This window comes from Rhodovulum sp. P5, from assembly GCF_002079305.1.
GTDB lineage: Bacteria > Pseudomonadota > Alphaproteobacteria > Rhodobacterales > Rhodobacteraceae > Rhodovulum.
Map to the genome: position 1 here is coordinate 1,052,704 of NZ_CP015039.1, position 19,752 is coordinate 1,072,455.

The 19,752-nt window shown below is 64.8% G+C and carries 14 protein-coding genes; 2 read left to right on the forward strand and 12 right to left on the reverse strand.

The features are described 5' to 3' along the window. Positions 1-115 precede the first annotated feature (115 nt). Positions 116-3,049: a valine--tRNA ligase gene (locus tag RGUI_RS05175; RefSeq protein WP_081532066.1), complete on the forward strand. Its 2,934-nt coding sequence runs from the start codon at positions 116-118 to the stop codon at positions 3,047-3,049. On the opposite strand, the gene RGUI_RS05180 is transcribed toward RGUI_RS05175, so the two are convergent. From RGUI_RS05180 to thrS, 6 genes are all read right to left on the reverse strand, one after another. After that, the gene (locus tag RGUI_RS05180; RefSeq protein WP_081532067.1) at positions 3,046-3,615 is read right to left on the reverse strand and encodes a DoxX family membrane protein; all 570 of its coding nucleotides are present in this window, start codon (positions 3,613-3,615) and stop codon (positions 3,046-3,048) included. The two genes, RGUI_RS05175 and RGUI_RS05180, sit on opposite strands and share 4 nt — an antisense overlap. Beyond that, positions 3,612-4,352: a DUF2063 domain-containing protein gene (locus RGUI_RS05185; RefSeq protein WP_081532068.1), complete on the reverse strand. Its 741-nt coding sequence runs from the start codon at positions 4,350-4,352 to the stop codon at positions 3,612-3,614. Before RGUI_RS05185 ends, RGUI_RS05180 begins: the two co-directional genes overlap by 4 nt. Further along, on the reverse strand, positions 4,349-5,200 hold the full coding sequence (locus RGUI_RS05190; protein ID WP_081532069.1) for a DUF692 family multinuclear iron-containing protein: 852 nt from the start codon (positions 5,198-5,200) through the stop codon (positions 4,349-4,351). Before RGUI_RS05190 ends, RGUI_RS05185 begins: the two co-directional genes overlap by 4 nt. A gap of 61 nt (positions 5,201-5,261) precedes the next feature. Then, positions 5,262-5,552, reverse strand: a complete 291-nt coding sequence (locus RGUI_RS05195; RefSeq protein WP_081532070.1) for a DUF2282 domain-containing protein — start codon at positions 5,550-5,552, stop codon at positions 5,262-5,264. A 459-nt stretch (positions 5,553-6,011) separates the two neighbouring features. Next, a complete protein-coding gene (locus tag RGUI_RS05200) occupies positions 6,012-7,019 on the reverse strand; it encodes a trypsin-like serine protease (protein ID WP_216640103.1) in 1,008 nt (335 codons plus the stop codon). Positions 7,020-7,233: 214 nt separating this feature from the next. After that, on the reverse strand, positions 7,234-9,180 hold the full coding sequence (gene thrS, locus RGUI_RS05205) for a threonine--tRNA ligase (RefSeq protein ID WP_081532072.1): 1,947 nt from the start codon (positions 9,178-9,180) through the stop codon (positions 7,234-7,236). Between the two features lie 133 nt (positions 9,181-9,313). On the opposite strand from thrS, the gene RGUI_RS05210 reads away from it, so the two are divergent. Then, positions 9,314-10,603, forward strand: a complete 1,290-nt coding sequence (locus tag RGUI_RS05210) for an MFS transporter (RefSeq protein WP_081532073.1) — start codon at positions 9,314-9,316, stop codon at positions 10,601-10,603. On the opposite strand, the gene glmM is transcribed toward RGUI_RS05210, so the two are convergent. The 6 genes from glmM to glyS form a co-directional block, all read right to left on the reverse strand. Next, positions 10,600-11,952, reverse strand: coding sequence for a phosphoglucosamine mutase (glmM, locus tag RGUI_RS05215; protein WP_081532074.1), 1,353 nt, complete (start codon positions 11,950-11,952; stop codon positions 10,600-10,602). The genes RGUI_RS05210 and glmM overlap by 4 nt on opposite strands. Continuing rightward, the gene (gene folP, locus RGUI_RS05220) at positions 11,945-12,964 is read right to left on the reverse strand and encodes a dihydropteroate synthase (protein WP_081532075.1); all 1,020 of its coding nucleotides are present in this window, start codon (positions 12,962-12,964) and stop codon (positions 11,945-11,947) included. Before folP ends, glmM begins: the two co-directional genes overlap by 8 nt. A 39-nt stretch (positions 12,965-13,003) precedes the next feature. Then, complete coding sequence (locus RGUI_RS05225) at positions 13,004-13,942, reverse strand: dihydroneopterin aldolase (RefSeq protein WP_081532076.1); 939 nt, start codon at positions 13,940-13,942, stop codon at positions 13,004-13,006. Between the two features lie 96 nt (positions 13,943-14,038). Then, positions 14,039-14,701, reverse strand: a complete 663-nt coding sequence (locus RGUI_RS05230) for a cell wall hydrolase (protein WP_172841084.1) — start codon at positions 14,699-14,701, stop codon at positions 14,039-14,041. Positions 14,702-14,907: 206 nt separating this feature from the next. Then, positions 14,908-17,457 (reverse strand): putative PEP-binding protein, encoded by a 2,550-nt coding sequence (locus tag RGUI_RS05235; RefSeq protein ID WP_081532077.1) that lies wholly within the window; start codon positions 17,455-17,457, stop codon positions 14,908-14,910. 75 nt (positions 17,458-17,532) lie between these two features. Next, the gene (gene glyS / locus RGUI_RS05240) at positions 17,533-19,752 is read right to left on the reverse strand and encodes a glycine--tRNA ligase subunit beta (protein WP_081532078.1); all 2,220 of its coding nucleotides are present in this window, start codon (positions 19,750-19,752) and stop codon (positions 17,533-17,535) included.

The following is a 19,752-nucleotide window of genomic DNA, read 5'->3' on the forward strand; positions in this document are numbered from 1 at the left end:
TTTGCGTTGGCCGGAGGGTAGCCGAGCCGCGGCGCCTGTCCACCCCCGGCAGGGGTTGGCCTTGCCCCCGCCTTTCGCTAGATCACGGCGCAAGTCAGCCTCCGGAGATCACGCGATGCCCATGGAAAAGACCTTCGACGCCGCCGCGGCCGAACCGCGCCTGTATGACGCCTGGGAAAAGGCCGGCTGCTTTACCGCCGGGGCCAATGCCTCGCGGGCCGAGACCTTCTGCATCATGATTCCGCCGCCGAACGTGACCGGCAGCCTGCATATGGGGCATGCCTTCAACAACACGCTGCAGGATATCCTTGTCCGCTGGCACCGGATGCGCGGCTTCGACACGCTGTGGCAGCCGGGGCAGGACCATGCGGGGATCGCGACCCAGATGGTCGTCGAACGGGAACTGGCCAAGCAGGGCAATCCGGGCCGGCGCGAGATGGGGCGCGAGAAGTTCCTTGAAAAGGTGTGGGAGTGGAAGGGCCAGTCCGGCGGCACGATCATCAACCAGCTCAAACGCCTCGGCGCCTCCTGCGACTGGTCGCGCAACGCCTTCACCATGTCGGGTGCGCCGGGCGCGCCTGCGGGGGATGAGGGCAATTTCCACGATGCCGTCATCAAGGTCTTCGTGGACATGTACAACAAGGGCTTCATCTATCGCGGCAAGCGGCTGGTGAACTGGGACCCCCATTTCGAGACCGCGATTTCGGATCTTGAGGTCGAGCAGGTCGAGGTCGACGGCCACATGTGGCGCCTGCGCTACCCGCTTGAGGGCGGCGAAACCTACGAACACCCGGTAGAGTTCGACGAGGACGGAAACCCCACCGCGTATGAAACGCGCGATTACCTCGTCGTCGCCACCACCCGGCCCGAAACCATGCTGGGTGATACCGGCGTCGCGGTCCACCCGGACGATGCACGTTACAAGCACCTGATCGGCAAGACCGTCCGCCTGCCGCTAACCGGGCGCTCCATCCCCATCGTCGCCGACGAATATGCCGACCCGGAAAAGGGCACCGGCGCGGTCAAGATCACGCCCGCCCACGACTTCAACGACTGGGAGGTCGGGCAGCGGACGGGCCTGTGCGCGATCAACGTGATGAACACCCGTGCGGGCATGTGGCTGAAGGACAATCCCGACTTCGCCGAAGGCTGCGACCCCGACCTGATCGCCAAGGCCATCGAGCGGCTGGACGGGCAGGACCGGTACGAGGCGCGCGAGGCCATCATCAACGAGGCCACCGACAACGGCTGGCTCGACGGGATCGACAGCGACCGCCACATGGTGCCCCACGGCGACCGCTCCAAGGTCGCGATCGAACCCTACCTGACCGACCAGTGGTTCGTGGACGCGAAAAAGATCGTCGGCCCCGCGCTGGAGGCCGTTCGCGACGGGCGCACGAAGATCCTGCCCGAACAGCACGAGAAGGTCTATTTCCACTGGCTGGAAAACATCGAGCCCTGGTGCATCAGCCGCCAGTTGTGGTGGGGGCACCAGGTGCCGGTTTGGTATGGGCCGGAGGGCGCCCATGACGGCGAGAGCCTGCTTAGGCCAAAGGAGTTCTGCGGAGCTAACGAAGAAGCGGTTCGAAAACTAGCTGAAGAGTTCTATGGGCCCGGTGTTGACGTCGTCTTTGGCAAGCAACCTAATCGGAATTTCACGGGTGAGTCTGCCAAAGAAAAGGCGTCCGAGGCCAATTTTATCGAACGAGGCGCACGACCGACCGCAACCCTCTGGCGCGACCCCGACGTCCTCGACACCTGGTTCTCCTCCGGCCTCTGGCCCATCGGCACGCTGGGCTGGCCGGAACAGACCGAGGAACTGCAGAAATACTTCCCCACCGATGTGCTGATCACCGGCTTCGACATCATCTTCTTCTGGGTCGCCCGGATGATGATGATGCAGCTTGCCGTGGTCGACCAGATCCCGTTCCACACCGTCTATGTCCACGCCCTCGTCCGCGACGAGAAGGGCAAGAAGATGTCCAAATCCCTGGGCAACGTGCTCGACCCGCTGGAACTGATCGACGAATTCGGCGCCGACGCCGTCCGCTTCACCCTCACCGCCATGGCCGCGATGGGGCGCGATCTGAAACTCTCGACCCAGCGCATCGCCGGCTACCGCAACTTCGGCACCAAGATCTGGAACGCCGCGCGGTTTGCCGAGATGAACGGCGTGTTCGAGGGCTACAAGCCCGACGGCTCGATCCCGCAGCCGACCGAGACCGTGAACAAGTGGATCATCGGCGAAACCGCCCGCGTGCGGCAGACGGTGGACGAGGCATTGACCGCCTATCGCTTCAACGACGCCGCGAACGCCCTTTACGGCTTTGTCTGGGGCAAGGTCTGCGACTGGTACGTCGAATTCTCCAAACCGCTGCTGATGGACGGCACGCCCGACCAGCAGGCAGAGACGCGCGCCACCATGGCCTGGGTGCTAGATCAATGCCTGATCCTGCTGCACCCGATCATGCCCTACATCACCGAGGAGCTGTGGGGCACGCTGGGCGAGCGGCAAAAGATGCTGGTCCATGCCGACTGGCCGACCTATGGCGCCGACCTGATCGACACCGCCGCCGACCGCGAGATGAACTGGGTCATCGCCCTGATCGAGGACGTCCGCTCTGCCCGCGCCCAGATGGGCGTGCCCGCTGGCGCCCAGATCCCGATGCTCCATACCGAACTGGATGATGCGGGCCGTGCCGCGTGGAACCGCAACGAGGCGCTGATCAGGAAGCTTGCCCGCATCGAAAGCCTGTCGGCCACCGACGCTTTCCCCAAGGGCTGCATCACCGTGGCGGCCGAGGGCGGAAATTTCGGCTTGCCGCTGGCCGATATCATCGACGTGTCGGCCGAAAAGGCGCGGCTGGAAAAGACACGGGCCAAGCTGCAAAAGGAACTCGGCGGTCTGGAAGGACGGCTGAAGAACCCGAAATTCGTGGCCAGCGCCCCTGAAGAGGTGGTCGAGGAAACGAAAGAACTGGCCGAGGCGAAACGGAACGAGGCCGGCAAGCTCAGCGCCGCCCTCTCCCGTCTTGCCGAACTCGCCTAGGCTGGCACGGGCTGCTGTAACCGGCGCCGCAAGAGCGCGTCGAGAGACAGCGGCCCGCCGCCGAACATCGCCGGAACCATCAGTATGGTGATCCAGACCAGCCGCTGGTCGAGGATCTGCGCATCCGGCATCCGGTCGAACCATCCGCCCAGCGTCGCCGGGTCACCCAGCGCGCCATGGCCGAACAGGTCGGTGGCGGTCTGTACCAGAACGAAGCCGATCATGCCGAGCGCGGAGAGCCGCGTGGCCAGCCCCAGCACCAGCAGCGCAGGCAGCAGCAGCTCCGCCCATGTGCCCGCCAGCACCGTCAGATGCATCCAGAAGGCCAGTTGGCCGGGGTCGTACCCCGCCATTTCCAGCGCGCGGGGAAAGATCTGCGCATAGGCGCCGAGGGCGGGCTGAAAGATACCGGCAACCCCGTCGCCCAGCTTGGTACTGGCCGACGCCCAGAAATAGAAAAGCAGCGTGGCCGCAAAGGTAAACCGCGCCAGCGTTGTCAGGACCGGCCGACCGGCCCGTTCGATCCGCAGCGCCGCGGCATCGTGGAGTTTCAAGACAGCGTTCATGGGATCCTCGATAGCTCAAAGCCGGCGACAACACCCGTCGCCAGCAGAACGGACAGGACGGTCTGAAGAGTGGTGTCATCGACAGGCGCCGCCGCGGCCCCAAGCGGCTCCCCGGTTTGAAGGGCCGAGATCACGGCGAAGCCGCCGGGCGGCAAATCATGGGGCAGCGGGTCGTATCCGGGCCGGGCAATCAGGCTCTCCTGCGCGCCGGGCTTGGGGTGCGGTCCGCCGTGATGGGCCCGCCAGATATCCGCGATGGGCCAGTCCGAGCGGATCACCCGCATTGATGGCACAAACCGCAGCCTCAGATCGGGCAACCTGTCAGGCGGAACAGCCGCCAGCGTCTGCGGATCGACCGGATCGGCATCCGCGGCGTGGTAGCTTTCACGCAAGCCGTATTCCAAGCGGGCGATGTCGGGCAGATAGGGCAGCGACTGCACCGGCGGAAAGTTTGTCAGGAATTCCGGCAGGTCCGCACCGTAAAGCATCAGCCGGGGCGACTGCGGCGGATGGCGGCGCACGAATTCCCCCGCCATCGCTTTGAAGAAGTCCGGCCCGACCAGCGCATGGACGACCGGAAACCCGGCCTCCAGCGCGTCGATCAGGCCGCCGACCACGTTGTTGCGATAGACGTCGAAGCGCTTGCCCGCCTGCATGCCACCAAACCCGGTCAGCCCCGGGGGCACCGCGCGGGCGGGGTCAAGCAGCGCCCCGGCAAAACCCGTCTGCCCGCTCATGGTGCCACGCGCTCCATCACATTCGCCGCGCGGGTGGCCTCGGCCGCCAGTACGGGCCAGTCGGGAACGTCGGTATCCCATTCGATCAGCGTCGGCATCGCCCCCGTCCGCGAAATTGTATGCGCGTAAAGCGCCCAGACCGGGTCGGCCACCTCTGCCCCGTGGCTGTCGATCAAGAGCGGTGCACCGTATTCATCGGTCTGCACATCGTGGCCGCCAAGGTGGATTTCCCCCACCGCCGCCACCGGGAAGGCATCGACATAGGCCACCGGATCGGCCCCGCGATTGGTGCAGGCGACATGCACGTTGTTGACGTCGAGCAGCAGGCCGCAGCCGGTACGCGACACGATCTCCGCCAGGAAATCGGTCTCGGTCATCTCGGTCTCGGCGAAGTCCAGATAGGTTGCCGGGTTCTCCAGCAGCATCCGGCGGCCCAGCACCTGCTGCACCTGATCGATGTGGTCAAAGACGCGGGCCAGCGTTTCCGCTGTATAGGGCAGCGGCAGCAGGTCGTTCAGATACGCGCCGTCATGGGTCGACCATGCCAGATGTTCCGAAAAGCTCGCCGGTTGCAGCCACCCCAGCAGATGTTTCAGCCGCGCCAGATGATCGGGGTCAAGCGCGCCTTTGCCGCCGATCGATAGCCCCACCCCGTGGACGGAGATCGGGAACCGCTCGGCCAAGGCGCGCAATTGCGCCAACGGTCGGCCGCCCGCGCCCATGTAGTTTTCGGCATGGATTTCCAGCCAGGCCACCGGCCCCGGATCGGTCTGGATATCGGTGAAATGCTGTGCCTTGAACCCAACGCCGGGGCGTGGCGGCAAGGCGGAACGGGTGATGTCAAGCATGGCTCTCTCCGTTTGGGGATCCCCGGCCCGGGAACTGCCCGGGCCGGGATAGGCGCCTTGATCAGGACGGAAGATCGCGCTTCAGCGGCTCAAGCGAGCCCATGCGGTCGCCCGGCAGGTCCATGCTTTCGCAGGTGCCGGAGGGCACCAGTTTCCAGGCATTGCCCTGATAGTCGACCTTCGAGGTACCGGCACAGGTCGTGCCCGGACCGGCGGCGCAGTCGTTTTCACCCGCAAGCGAAACGCCATAGCATTTTTCGTTCGCCTGGGCATGGGCGGGCACGGTGGCGTGGGCGGCAAGCGCTGCTGCAACGGCCCCGGCCAGGACGACGGATTTGGTGGTGTCGGACATGGAAAATCTCTCCCTTGGTGTTTTCCCGGTGTCGCCAGTTTCGCGACACCCCAAGTGAGCCGTGAGCGCTGCTCAACTACCAGTCACAGGACGGTGCGCCACGCCTGCGTGAGCCCGTGTCATGACTCGCAAGGGCGTTGAGCGCTTTTCAGGATTCGAATGCAGATGGGGAAACCATATTGATTTCCAGATGGTTCGGGGCCGATTCGCAGAAATGGATTTAAGAAGCGCTTCGCCTCTGACCGCGGCGGAAAGGCCCAAATGTTTCAGCCTCAAGGCTCGTTCTGCAACAAAGGGCAACCGCCGAGAGCACCAACGCCACAGCCCCCCCGCAAACTCGTGAAATCATGGCCACGGTCGGCCCTGCACAAATCGGGTGCCGTGACGCCCCAAAATGCGAAACGGCGCGACCGAAAGGCCGCGCCGCAGATCAGATCATTTTAGACGTCGTCGCGTCGATCAGGCGGCCCGCTGGCGCAAGAGGCCCGTCCCGGCCAGCGCGGTAAGCAGCAGCCAGATACCGGCAGGCAGCGGCACGACCGGCTGCTGGCTGGGATCGGTGTACTGGCCGCCATGACTTTCGATGAAGGTACGGGCGGCGCTGTACTGCGTGCCGGTCCAGTACGAGGTGGCGCCGTAGACGCTGAGCGGATCGGTCACGAGGATACCGCTGGCAACACCGACGATGTACCACTCGCCGTCGACCTCGACGAACAGCGCGCCGCCGCTGTCCCCCTTGGCCAGCGACCCTTCGTAATCGAGCGGGGTGGCGGAGCTGTTGACCGTACCGCCACCAAGGCGGTTGGAGGTCGGATCGCCCGGCTCATCGAAATCGGACGACAGGATGTTCGAGGTGTCAGACCAGAAGCCATCGCCGCTGTAATAGCCGTAGCCGTCCCAGTCGATGACGTTGTCCATCGCGCGGCGCTTGGAGTCGATGCTGTAGACGGCACCGGACGAGCCCGTCCCGTGCAGCCCATAGCCGACCGCACGCGCCACGGCGCCCTGCACGTCGCCCAGATACAGATCGAACGTATCGAGCGTCGAATGCTCGCTCAGCGTGAGGACCGCGATATCGGCCCCGTTCAGAAGATCGCCATGGGCCGAATCCGGATCAAGCGTATCGATGGCCGAGGTCGTGTAGGTCTTGATGACGTTGCCGTCCGCGTCCCGCTCGGTCACCGTGGCCGACGTCCAGTCGCGGGCGCAGTGGTCCGCGGTCAGAACCTTGTTCGACGCAATCAGGGTGCCGGTGCAAAGACCGCCATTGTTGCCGACGATCTGAAGCACGCTCATGAACGCAGTATCGGAATAAGCAAGTGCGACAGCGGCGTCGTCGCCCGTCTCGCCACCAAAGGACATGTCGTCCCGAACGGTGATGGCGCCGGCCTGCTGCGCGGCAAAAAGGGCGACGGTCGCCGCCAGTGCAAATCGGCCGTCAACGGCCCTCAAAATTCTCGTAAGCAAGTTCATGTCTCCCAGCCATTATTAATATCACCCATTTTAGGGTACATTAAACTTGGTCTGAACTTAACATGAATCTTACGAAAATTTGAGTTGCCGTCGTGGACACAGGGTTGAACCCGACACGCTTGACACGACCTGAATTCGCAACCGCACGCCCGCGTTGAAAGCGCGGCATAGGATCGCCACGCCGCGCTTTCAGAATTCAAGTCTCGATCTACACCAGATCGGGGGCCTTGGCCTCTTCGACCAGCTGGGCGACGATCTCGTCAAGGGAGACGGTCTTGGTCGCCTTTTCGCCCAGCCGCCGGACGGTGACGGTGCGTTCATCGACCTCGCGCTGACCGATGGCCAGGATGACCGGCACCTTGCCGACCGAATGCTCCCGAACCTTGTAGTTGATCTTCTCGTTCCGGGTGTCGGCCTCCGCCCGCAGGCCGGCCGCAATCAACAGGTCGCGAACCTCGTGCACGAAGGCGTCCGCGTCGGACACGATGGACGCGACGACCACCTGCCGCGGCGCCAGCCAGAAGGGCAGCTTGCCCGAGTAGTTCTCGATCAGGATACCGATGAAGCGCTCGAAAGACCCAAGGATCGCGCGGTGGAGCATCACGGGGCGATGCTTTTCGCCGTCCGCGCCGATGTAGCTCGCGCCCAGCCGCTCGGGCAGGTTGAAATCGGCCTGGAAGGTGCCGCATTGCCATTCCCGCCCGATCGCGTCGGTCAGCTTGAAATCGAGCTTGGGCCCGTAGAAGGCGCCTTCGCCGGGGTCGACCTCATAGTCGTTCCGCACCGACAGGATCGCCTTTTCCAGCGCGGCCTCGGCCTTGTCCCACACTTCGTCGCTGCCCACCCGCACCTCGGGGCGCGTCGACAGCTTAATGTCGAAGCTGCTGAAACCCGTGTCCTTGTAGACGTCCGAAAGCAACTCGATGAACCGGCCGCATTCCTCCTCGATCTGGTCCTCGGTGCAGAAGATATGCGCGTCGTCCTGGGTGAAGCCCCGGACCCGCATCAACCCGTGCAGCGCGCCATGCGCCTCATACCGGTGGCAGGACCCGAATTCGGCGAGACGCAGCGGCAGATCTCGATAGGATTTGAGTCCCTGATTGAAGACCTGAACATGACAGGGGCAGTTCATCGGCTTCAGCGCGTTGATGCGCTTTTCGTTGGCGTGCTCCTCGTCGATCTCGGTGATGTACATGTTTTCGCGATACTTGTCCCAGTGGCCGGACGCTTCCCACAGCTTCCGATCCACGACCTGGGGCGTGTTGATTTCGCGATAGCCGGCCTTGTCCAGTTTCCGGCGCATGTAGTCCTGCATGGTGCGGTAGATGGTCCAGCCATTGGGGTGCCAGAACACCATACCCGGCGCTTCCTCCTGAAAATGGAACAGCTCCATCTCGCGGCCCAGGCGGCGATGATCGCGCTTCTCGGCCTCTTCAAGGAAGGTCAGGTAGTCCTTCAGCTCCTGCCGCGTCTTGAAGGCAACGCCATAGATCCGCTGCAGCATCGGGCGATTGGAATCGCCGCGCCAATAGGCCCCGGCCACCTTCATCAGCTTGAACGCATCGGCGGGCACCTGGCCGGTATGCTGCAGATGCGGCCCGCGGCAGAGGTCCTGCCAATGGCCATGCCAGTACATCCGGATCGGCTGCCCCTCGGGGATCATGCCGACCAGTTCCACCTTGTAGGGTTCGTTGTTCGCCTCGTAATAGGCAACCGCACGATCCCGGTCCCAGACCTCGGTCGTCACCGGGTCGCGGCGGTTGATGATCTCTTTCATCTTGGCCTCGATCGCGCCCAGATCCTCGGGCGTGAAAGGCTCTTCCCGGTCAAAGTCGTAGTACCAGCCGTTCTCGATCACCGGTCCGATGGTGACCTTCACATCCGGCCAAAGCTCCTGCACCGCGCGGGCCATGATATGCGCCAGGTCATGCCGGATCAGTTCCAGCGCGGGGGCGTCGTCCTTCATCGTGTTGATCGCGATGGAGGCGTTTTCGGTGATCGGCCATTGCAGGTCGTGATGTGCGTCGTTGACAGTCGCGGAAATCGCCTTTTTCGCCAGCGAGGTCGAGATATCGGCGGCCACCTCGGCGGGGGTGATCCCGGCCTCGTAGTCGCGCGCATTGCCATCGGGGAAGGTGAGAGTAATCTGGCCCATTTTCGGCCTCCTCGTCGTTTTGGCGCCCACGGAACGCCCGGTTGCGGGTTATGGTCGATGCTTCTAGTGAACCTGCATTTCGGATATGTCAACTATCGCTTGCCCTTCATCGACGAAGCCTATCTGTGAAACCATGACAACCGAGACAAAGCACTTTTCCGACCTCGCCTTCGACTTGCTGACCGAAGACAGTGGGGCACCCGCCCGGGACATCACCGAAACGGCGCGCGCCCGCGAAAGCGGCAACTTCCTGCGCCATGCCGGGGCGCTTTCGCTGTCGAAACTGGCAGATGGGCTGATCGACCCCAAGCTGGTGCTGAGTTGGCTGATGGGCACGCTGGGCGCACCCGCGGCCCTGATCGGCCTGCTCGTTCCCGTGCGGGAATCCGGTGCGCTGTTGCCGCAACTTCTGACGGCGCCCCGGATCCGCGCCATGGGGCGGCGGAAATGGGCATGGGCGGGCGGCGCGCTTGGCCAAGGGCTGGCGGCGCTGGCGATCCTTCTTGCCGCCCTCATGCTGAGCGGCTGGGCCGCGGGGCTGGTGATCGTCGCGGCACTGGCGGTGCTGGCGGTGTCGCGGTCGGTCTGCTCGGTCTCGTACAAGGACGTGCTGGGCAAGACCGTGGACAAATCCCGGCGCGGGACCGTGACGGGGCTGGCCGGTAGCATCGCGGCCGCCGGGGTGCTGATCTTCGCAGGGCTCCTGATCTCCGGCACGGTGCCGCGGCTCGACCTTGTGCTTGGCGCAATCGCCCTGGCCGGCTTGTGCTGGATCGGGTCTGCGTCGATCTTCGCCACGATGACCGAGGAAGACCGGCCCGGAGAAACCGCAACCGGGATCGGGCTGTCCCAGATTGGTCTTCTGTGGCGCGATCCGAGGCTTGGGCATTTCGTGATGGCGCGCATCCTGCTGCTGCCCACCGCGCTTGCCCCGCCCTATCTGGTCATGCTGGCGGACCAGGCCGGGGAAGACAGGCTCGGCGCGCTTGGCGCGATGGTGCTGGCATCCTCTCTTGCCGGGTTGACCTCGTCCTGGGTGTGGGGGCGGCTGGCTGATCGGTCCAGCCGTCTGGTGCTTGCCATCGCCGGGGCCGTGGCCGCGGCCTTTCTGGGGCTTGCCGTCATGCTGGACACCGGCGGGCTGATGGGCACGGTCTGGGCCGCGCCAGCTGTGCTGTTCGGTCTGATGATCGCCTATCAGGGCGTCCGGCTTGGGCGGTCGACCTATCTGGTCGACATGGCGCCAAGCGACAACCGCGCAGTCTATACCGCCGTGGCAAACACGACCGTTGGCGTCGCCCTGATCGCGGCGGGGGGCTTTGGCATCGTCGCAGCACTCATCGGCCCGGCCCTGACGTTGGCGGCCTTTGCCGGGATCAGCGCCTGCGGCGCACTGCTGTCATTCACGATGAAAGAGGCCTAGACCGGACAGGTGGCGGTTTCCACGGCCTCGACCACGCTATCCACGACCTCGACCAGCAGCACGTCATCCTCGCATTCGGCCATGACGCGGATCAGCGGCTCGGTCCCGGATTTGCGGATCAGCAGCCGGCCCTTGCCGTTCAGGCGCGCCTCGGCATCGGCAATGGCCTTTGTGACCTCCTGGGCGTCAAGCGGGTCGAAACCGTCCTCATAGCGGACATTCTTCAAGAGCTGCGGCACGCGTTCGAACCGCCGGGCGAGTTGCGAGGCCGGCTTGCCCGTCTGCACCATCGCCGCAAGGAATTGCAGCCCCGCCAGAAGCCCGTCACCGGTGGTGCAGAAGTCGGTCATGACGATATGGCCCGACTGTTCCCCGCCAAGATTCCAGCCGCCCCGGCGCATCGCCTCGACAACATAGCGGTCGCCGACCTTGGTGCGCTCCAGCCGCAGGCCCTGCCCGGTCAGATAGCGTTCGAGCCCCAGATTGGACATCACGGTCGCGACCAGCGTTCCGTCCTGCAACCGCCCTTCGGCCGCCCAGCGTTCAGCGAATAGCGCCATAATCTGATCGCCATCGGCCACGGCGCCGGTTTCGTCGATGATCATCACCCGGTCCGCATCGCCATCAAGGCAGATGCCCAGATCCGCACCGGACGACAGGACCGCCGCCGCCGCGGCCTCTGGCCGGGTAGAGCCGCAGTCCTCGTTGATGTTCAGACCGTTGGGCGACACCCCCACGGGCACCACGTCGGCCCCCAGTTCCCACAGCACCTCGGGCGCCACCTTGTAGGCGGCCCCGTTCGCGCAATCGATCACCACCTTCAGACCGTCCAGACGCCGCCCCGACAGGAACGTGGTCTTGGCATATTCGGCATAACGCCAGACACCGTCGTCGATCCGCTTGGCCCGCCCGATATTCTCCGGGTGGCTCGGCTCGACCCCGTCGTCGAGGATCGACTCGATCTCGAACTCCGCCTCGTCCGACAGCTTGAAGCCATCGGGGCCGAAGAACTTGATGCCGTTGTCGTGATGGGGGTTGTGGCTGGCCGAAATCATGATGCCCACATCGGCCCGCATCGACCGGGTCAGAAACCCGACCGCGGGCGTCGGCACCGGCCCCAGCAGCAAAACATTCATGCCGGTGGAGGTCAGCCCGGCGGTCAGCGCGTTTTCCAGCATATAGCCCGAAAGCCGGGTGTCCTTGCCGATGACCACGCGGTGCTTGTTCAGACCGTCGGTTCGGAAATACCGCCCCGCTGCAGCCCCGAGCTTCAGCGCCATCTCGGCCGTCATCGGATAATCGTTGGCGCGCCCACGGACCCCATCGGTCCCGAAAATTCGTCTAATCACCTGGCTCTCCAATATCTTTCAGCGCCATATCCAGCCGCAGCGCCTGACGTGTTTCCGCCACGTCGTGCACGCGCACGAACTGAACCCCCTGTGCGATGGCCGCCAGCGCCACGGCAACGGACCCCGCCATGCGCGCCTCTGCCACGTCCGCCTTGCCGATGGTCCCGATGAAACGTTTTCGCGACGCCCCCAGAAGGACCGGACATCCCAATCCGTGAAACAGCGACAGGCCGCGCAGCAGGGCCAGATTATGCTCCAGCGTCTTTCCGAAACCGATACCGGGATCGACGACGATCCGAGACCGTGGAATACCCAGATCCTCTGCCCCCGTCACGCGTTCAGAGAGAAAGTCGTAAACATCCAGCAGCACGTTTTCATAGCTGGGCGCATCCTGCATCGTTGCGGGGTCGCCCTGCGCATGCATCAGACAGACGGACACCCCGGCCTCTGCCGCAAACGGGCCAAGGGCCGCGTCGAAGGTGAAGGCCGCCACGTCGTTGATCATGGCGGCCCCGGCCTGAACCGCGGCACGGGCCACCGCAGCCTTGCGGGTGTCGATCGACACCGGCAGGCCGATCCCCGAGTCGCACAGGGCGGAAATGACGGGCGCGGTGCGCGCGGTCTCTGCCTCTGCCGGGACGACTTCCGCCCCGGGCCTGGTCGACTCCCCGCCGATATCCAGAAGATCGGCCCCGTCGGCCAGATGCCTTGCCTGCGCCAGCGCGGCCGCGGGGTCAAAAAACCGACCGCCATCGGAAAAACTGTCCGGCGTGACGTTCAGGATCCCCATGATCCGCGGACGGTCCATGGTCAGGCCGGCAATGGCGGCGCGTGGGGTGGTTAGCGCTGCAAGGGTCTCTCGCGGGATGGCATGGGCGGGGATCAGTTGCGGCGGCGCGTCACGGCTCAACTCTTCGGCCCGGTTGAACCAACCCCATCCCCCGGCAAGGGACAACGCATCGGGCGGGCGCGCGGCGTCGGTCTGAACGATCGGTCGGAAATAACGACTCATGGACTTTTGATCCGTGACGGCGGGCGCGATGACAACCCCTCAGAGACAGGCAGCCGCCCCGTCGATGGCCAAATGCTCGATTCCGGCGACTTTCGGCTCGCTTCCGATGGCGACGATGCGCGCCGCCTCCAGCCCCCGTGCGAACCAGTGTGCCAGCGCAAGCGCATCGCGCGGGCTGACCGACGGGCTTTCCACCGAGTCCAGCACGATCTTGGACGGCGCCCAGACCGACACCTGCCCATGCTTCATCGCCCAGTCGATCTCTGTCCGGCTGCCGCGCACCACGCAGCGATCATCACGGCCCGCCAGAACCCAGGCGTTCTGCTCGATGGCCAGCAGATCGATGCGGCGTTGGGCCGGTGAAATGGCGGATCGGGGTGCCGGCGTATCGGACGGCCCCACGCACAACACCACCGGATGCGGCCCCTGCTCCAGACGGTCCAGCCAGCGCGGCAGGTCGGGGGCCTGGATCGCGGCATTCGACAGGAACACCACAACCGGGTGATGCGACGGCTCTGCCATTTCGTCGACGGGCAGCACCAGCTTCGGCGCATCCGCCGGACGATCCCGCACGATTTCCACCCCAAGCGCCCCGGGCCCGCGGTCGAGCTTTTCGATCCGCACGAAGACCCGCATCGCCTGCGGCTCCCCCAGAAGGCGCGTGGCGATCCGCTCTGCCAGCGTTTCCAGCAGGTTCAGCCGTTCAGAACTCAACTCGGCCGCAATCGCCTCGGTGATCGCGTCATAGGACAGGACCCTGTCGACATCGTCATCCAGTGGCGCGGGGTGCGGACGCACCTCTACCACCACGTTGAAGCGGATGCGCTGCGATGCGCCCCGTTCGGCCTGAAAGGCCCCGATCTCGATCTCGACCACATGGTCGCGAAGCGACAGCCGGTCCCGCACCGGGCGTGCCGGGTCCATCGCCGCGGCCCGTTCTGACGGGTGGGCGAAGGCCAGTCTTATCTCATCGGTCATGGGTCTCTCCGGGCGGTGTATCCCCGTGTTATCGGGGGATACACGCGCAGACCATAGCCGTTGCGGCAGGGCATGGGCCAGAAACGACCGTCGAACTCAGTTCGAAACGGTCCGCGCGCCGGGCTGACGATAGAAATGGTGAACGCCGATGGTCGCCGTCCGCGGGAACGTGCGCGCCCAGCGCGGGCTCACGCTGAGGGTATGGTAATGGGTGGCCCCGTTGGTCAGCTTGCGCGGCGCCCCGTCCAGCATCAGCTTGGCGATCTTGCCAAGACGCTCATAGATGCGCTTTTCGTTGATGACCTCGGCACGGCCGTCACAAGTATACGTGAACTGACACTGATACCGTTTGCCGGTACCCTGATGGATGACACCGCAGACGGTGTTCGGATACAGGGGGGATGCGACCCGGTTCAGGATCACCTCGGCCACCGCAAACTGGCCCTTCACGCTTTCGCCGCGGGCCTCGAAATACAGCGCCTCGCTCAGGCATTGCCATTCGTCGCCGCCTTTCGCGGCGGGGCGGGCATCGACCCAATTCGCGTCGTACTGGACTTTTGGCGTGTTGCGCCGAAGCTGCGGACGGATCAGTTGCTTCAGCCGCTGAGAGCCGACCTGCTTCAGTGCCTTTTTCTCGGTGCCGAACAACTCGACCAGATTCCGGTCGAGTACAGCGGTCGGGTCGTTGGAATGGGATCCCGTCATCTCGGCCTGCGCGGACGAGACGGACAGGAGGCCCGCAACTATGATGGCTGCCATTCGGCTTGTCGGATTATGCATTCGCCCCTCGTACCTTGGCCAATGATTACCTCAGCCCCAACGGTGCTGACTAATGAAGGGCGCGCCGCGAGTCCACCCAAGTGGCCGAAATGCCACATGCAGATGCGGCCCCAAGGCCACGCAAACATGGGAATTTCATCGAATTCCAGTTGAAATCGGCGAAATTTCGATGTGCGGAAATCCGCTCATTCCGAGAGCCGCGGCGCCCCCAACGCCAGTTGAGCAGCGGCCAGCCGCGCAACCGGCACACGAAACGGAGAGCAGGACACATAGTCGAATCCCGCCCTGCGGCAGAAATCGATCGACTCGGAATTGCCGCCATGCTCTCCGCAGATCGACAGGACGACATCGGGGCGCGCCTGCCGTCCGCGTTCGGCCCCCATCAACAGCAATTCACCAACCCCATCGGTATCAAGGATGTGGAACGGGTCTTCCGCAAAAACGCCCTGCTTTACGTAAGAGCCCATGAACCGCCCTGCATCGTCACGCGACAGGCCATAGGTCATCTGCGTCAGGTCGTTCGTTCCGAAACTCAGAAACGCTGCATACTGGGCGATTTCATGGGCGCGCAGGGCCGCGCGGGGTGTTTCCACCATCACGCCAAGGCGATAGTCGAAATCGACGCCCCGTTCGGTGCGCACCGCCGCGGCCAGCGAGTCGATCCGCGTCTTGACCAGTTCGACCTCCCGCATGGCTGAGACGAGCGGGATCATGATCTCGGGCACCACCGGGGCGCCATTGCGGCTGCTTTCGATGGTCGCCTCGAAAATCGCGCGCACCTGCATGTCATAGATCTCGGGCACCGCGATCCCCAGCCGGACACCGCGCATCCCCAGCATCGGGTTGAATTCAGACAGGGCCTGCACCCGGCGGTTCACATCGGACACGGGCAGGCCCAGCGCCTCGGCCAGTTCGCGCACGCCTTCGCGCGACTGGGGCAGGAACTCGTGTAGCGGCGGGTCGAACAGGCGGATGCACACGGGCAGGCCCTGCATGATCTCGAACAGCCGGTGGAAGTCGTCCCGCTGCATCGGCAACAGACGTTCCAGCACCGCGGCCCTGTCGTCGGGGCCGGCGGCAAAGATCATCTCGTGCATGACGGTCAGGCGATCTTCCTCGAAGAACATGTGCTCTGTCCGGCACAGCCCGATCCCGTCGGCGCCAAATCTGCGCGCGGTCTGGGCATCGGCGGGCGTGTCGGCATTGGCGCGCACGCCGATATCGCAGGCGTCCTCCGCCCAGTTCATCAGCGCCTTGAACGCATCGTCCAGCGCCGGTTCCAGCATCTTCACGGGGCCAAGGATGACCTGACCCGATGTCCCGTCGATGGTGACGATATCGCCCTCATGCAGCTTGCGCCCGTCCGCGGTGATCAACACCCCGTCGCGACGCACCAGCCGGATGTCGGACACGCCGACCACGCAGGGCACCCCAAGGCCCCGTGCAATCACCGCCGCGTGGCTGGTCATGCCGCCGCGTTCGGTCATCACCGCGGCCGCGGCATGCATGCCCCGGATGTCCTCGGGCGTGGTTTCGCGGCGGACAAGGATGCAAGGCTCCCCCCGCGCGGCGCTGGCTTGGGCTGCCGCCGACCCGAACACCAGCCGCCCGGTGGCCGCGCCCGGACTGGCTGCGATACCGTGGGCAATCACGTTGCGCGGGCCACTGGGATCGACCTGTCGGTGCAACAGTTCGCTGACGGCGCGCGGTTCGATCCGGGTCAGCGCCTCTTCGCGGGGAATGATCCCCTCATCGGCCAGCATCACGGCAATCCGCACCGCACCCCGGGCCGTGCGCGGCACGCGGACTGCATCGAGGATCTTCAACTCTCCCGCCTGCAACGTGAAATCGACCTGCATCTCTTCGCGCAGGTTGATCCGGCAGGTATCGCCCACCCGTTTAAGCCGGGCGATCAGATCGGGCAGGCGGTCTTCCAGCGCCTCGCCCCGGTCGTCATGGATCAGGTAGAGCGACCCGTCGCGCCGGTTGAGGGCATCGCGCCCCTGGCTTTGCGACAGATAACGCCCGATGATCTTGCGCTGGCCGGTCGCCCCATCGACGAACTGGATGACGCCCGACCCGCTTTCACCGGTGCCGAAGCCAAGCGCCATGTCCTGCACCAGAAGGCCAAGACCTGCATCGGCCGGTGCGCCGCGGGCCTGCCGCAGCAACCGCGCCGTCGTCGCCCCCCATGCCCGCGCCATGGAGCGCAGCACTTCCAGAAGCTGGGTCGCGGGGTCCTGGGGAAACGCCTCGTCGGTCTCCTCGGCATAGGCGTCAAGCGCGGCCCTTACCGACTCTGGCGTGGCGTCGTCCTCTTCGAACATGTCCGGGTCAAGCCGCGCGACATGCACCGCGAAGGACTGGATGAACCGCAGATAGACCGCATCGGCGGCCGCCTGGCCATGGGTTTCGCAAAGCTGCGCGTGCCGCGCGTCGTTCATCCCGATATTCAGGATCGAGGCCGGCCCACCCCATTCGGTGTTTTCCGAACTCGGCCGGACCGACACCAGCGGCGCCGGGCCGAAAAGCGACAGAAGGTCCCGGGCATCCACCCGTTCCCCCAGACCGATGCGTCGCACGGCGTCGAAAGACAGCGCAACGGTTCGCGGCACCGGCAGATCCAGCCGGACAAGCCGCTGAAGGCATTTCGCGCGCATGCCATGATGCGCGACAGAAATGTGCTCTTCTGCCGTGATTTCCACGAAATCGACGATGTCTGCGTGTTTCTGCACCGCAGCGACCCCTTGCTACACTTGCAGCATACGCCGAAGATAACGGCAGGCAAGCGAAGCTTGGGTTAACGCACATTATCCTTCGATACGGTTCAGATCGGCCACCGAAAGGCAGGTTTCCCGGATCATGTGCAAAAGGTTCAGCCGGTTTCGCCGCACGATATCGTTGTCCGCGTTCACCTGCACCGCCTCGAAAAACGCGTCGATGGGTGCCCGCAACGCCGCCATCGCCGCCATCGCCGCGGTGAAGTCCTCGGCCTTCAGCGCCGGATCGATGGCCGCCTTCGCGGTGTCGAGCGCCGCAAAAAGCGCCGTCTCTGCCGGGTCCTCGGCGAATTTCGGATCTGCGCCAAAGCGGTATTCGACCCCGTCCTTTTCCTCCGCCTGGGTCAGGATGTTGTTGGCCCGCTTGAACCCCTGAACCAGGTTTTCGCCGTCTTCGGTCTTCAAGACCGTATTCAGCGCCTCGGCCCGCGCCACCAGCAGGGTCAGGTCGCAATTGTTCGGCATGGCAAGGCAGGCATCGATCACGTCTTGGCGGATGCCCTGTTCGCGCAGGTGCACCTTCAGCCGGTCGTGCAGGAAGGCCCGCAGGTCGTCACTGACATCCGGTTCGTGGTCGGTGATCTTGTTCAGCCATTTCGGCCCGTCCCCGTCGATCCGGTCAAGCACGGTGCGGACCGCCGCGCCAAATACCCCGTGACTGGCGATCAGGCTCAGCAGATCGTCGCGAAGCGCCTTCTCCTCCTCGCCATGGGTCTCGATCTGGTGGCGCAGTATCTGCGCGTCGTTGAGCTTATCAAGGCTCAGCCTGATCCGGTTGGTCAGCACCAGCCGGATCACCCCCAGCGCCGCGCGGCGCAGCGCGAACGGGTCTTTCGAACCGGTGGGTTTCTCGTCGATCGACCAGAAGCCGGTCAGCGTGTCCAGCTTGTCGGCCAGTGCGACCGCGACCGACACCGGCGCGGTGGGCACCTCGTCACTTGGCCCCAGCGGCTTGTAATGCATCTCGCAGGCCGCGGCGACCTCGGGCGGCAGCCCGGCGGCCTCGGCATAGTACCGGCCCATCGTGCCCTGCAATTCCGGGAACTCGTAGACCATTTCGGACGCCAGATCGAGCTTGGCCACCCGCGCCGCCTGTTCGGCGCGTTCGGGATCGGCGCCCACCATCGGCGCAATCTCGGACGCCAGCGCAGCGATGCGGGCGATCCGGTCAGCCTGGCTGCCCAGTTCGCTCTGGAAGGTCACATGGGTCAGCGCCTCGCGCCATTCCTCCATCCCGGCGCGGGCGACGCGCAGGTCGTTTTCCCAGAAGAACGCCGCATCCGACAGCCGCGCGGACAGCACCTTGGCATTGCCCTTCAGGATGGTCTCGCCATCATCGGGCGTCTCGCGGTTGGCCACGGTGATGAAGCGCACGATCCGCCCCGATTTCGGATCGCGGACCGAGAAGAACTTCTGATGCTCCTTCATCGAGGTCTGCAAGACCTCGGGCGGCAGGTGCAGAAAGTCGTCCTTGATCCGGCCCATCAGAACCACCGGCCATTCCACCAGCCCGGCAACCTCGGTCAGCAGGCCCTTGTCCTCCATGACCTCAAGCCCGCTGGCAAAGGCCTCGTTGGTGGCCGCGTGCCAGATATGTTCGGCCCGTTCGTCCTGATCCAGCATGACCTTGGCCGCCTTCAGACGGGCGGCATAGTCCTCGAACCCCGTCACCCTGATCGGCCCGGGCGCCATGAACCGGTGGCCGTGGGTCACATCGCCCGACCGGATGCCGTCGACATCCATGTCCACGACCTCGGCCCCGGCCTCATCGCTGAGGATGCACAGGATGGAATGTAGCGGCCGCACCCAGCGCAAGCTCCCCTCGCCCCAGCGCATCGACTTGGGCCATGGGAAGTTGCGGATCACGCCTTCCAGCACCTCGGCCACGATGTCCGCCGCGGGGCGCCCCGGCTTCTCGATCACCGCGAACCAGACCTGCCCCTTTTTGTCGTCGCGCGCCTGCAATTGGTCCTTTGTCAGACCGGTGGACCGCAGGAATCCCGACAGCGCCTTTTCGGGCGCATCGACCCGGGGGCCCTTGCGTTCCTCTTTAAGGTCCGGGCTGCGCGCCGACAGGCCCTCGATCGCCAAGACCAATCGGCGCGGAGTAGAGAAAGCCTGCGCCCCGCCATAGGTCAGCCCGGCCTCGACCAGGCCATCGGTCACGCGTTTCTTCAGCGCGTCGCGGGCGCCCGCCTGCATGCGCGCCGGGATTTCCTCGGAAAAGAGTTCAATCAGCAGGTCGGGCAT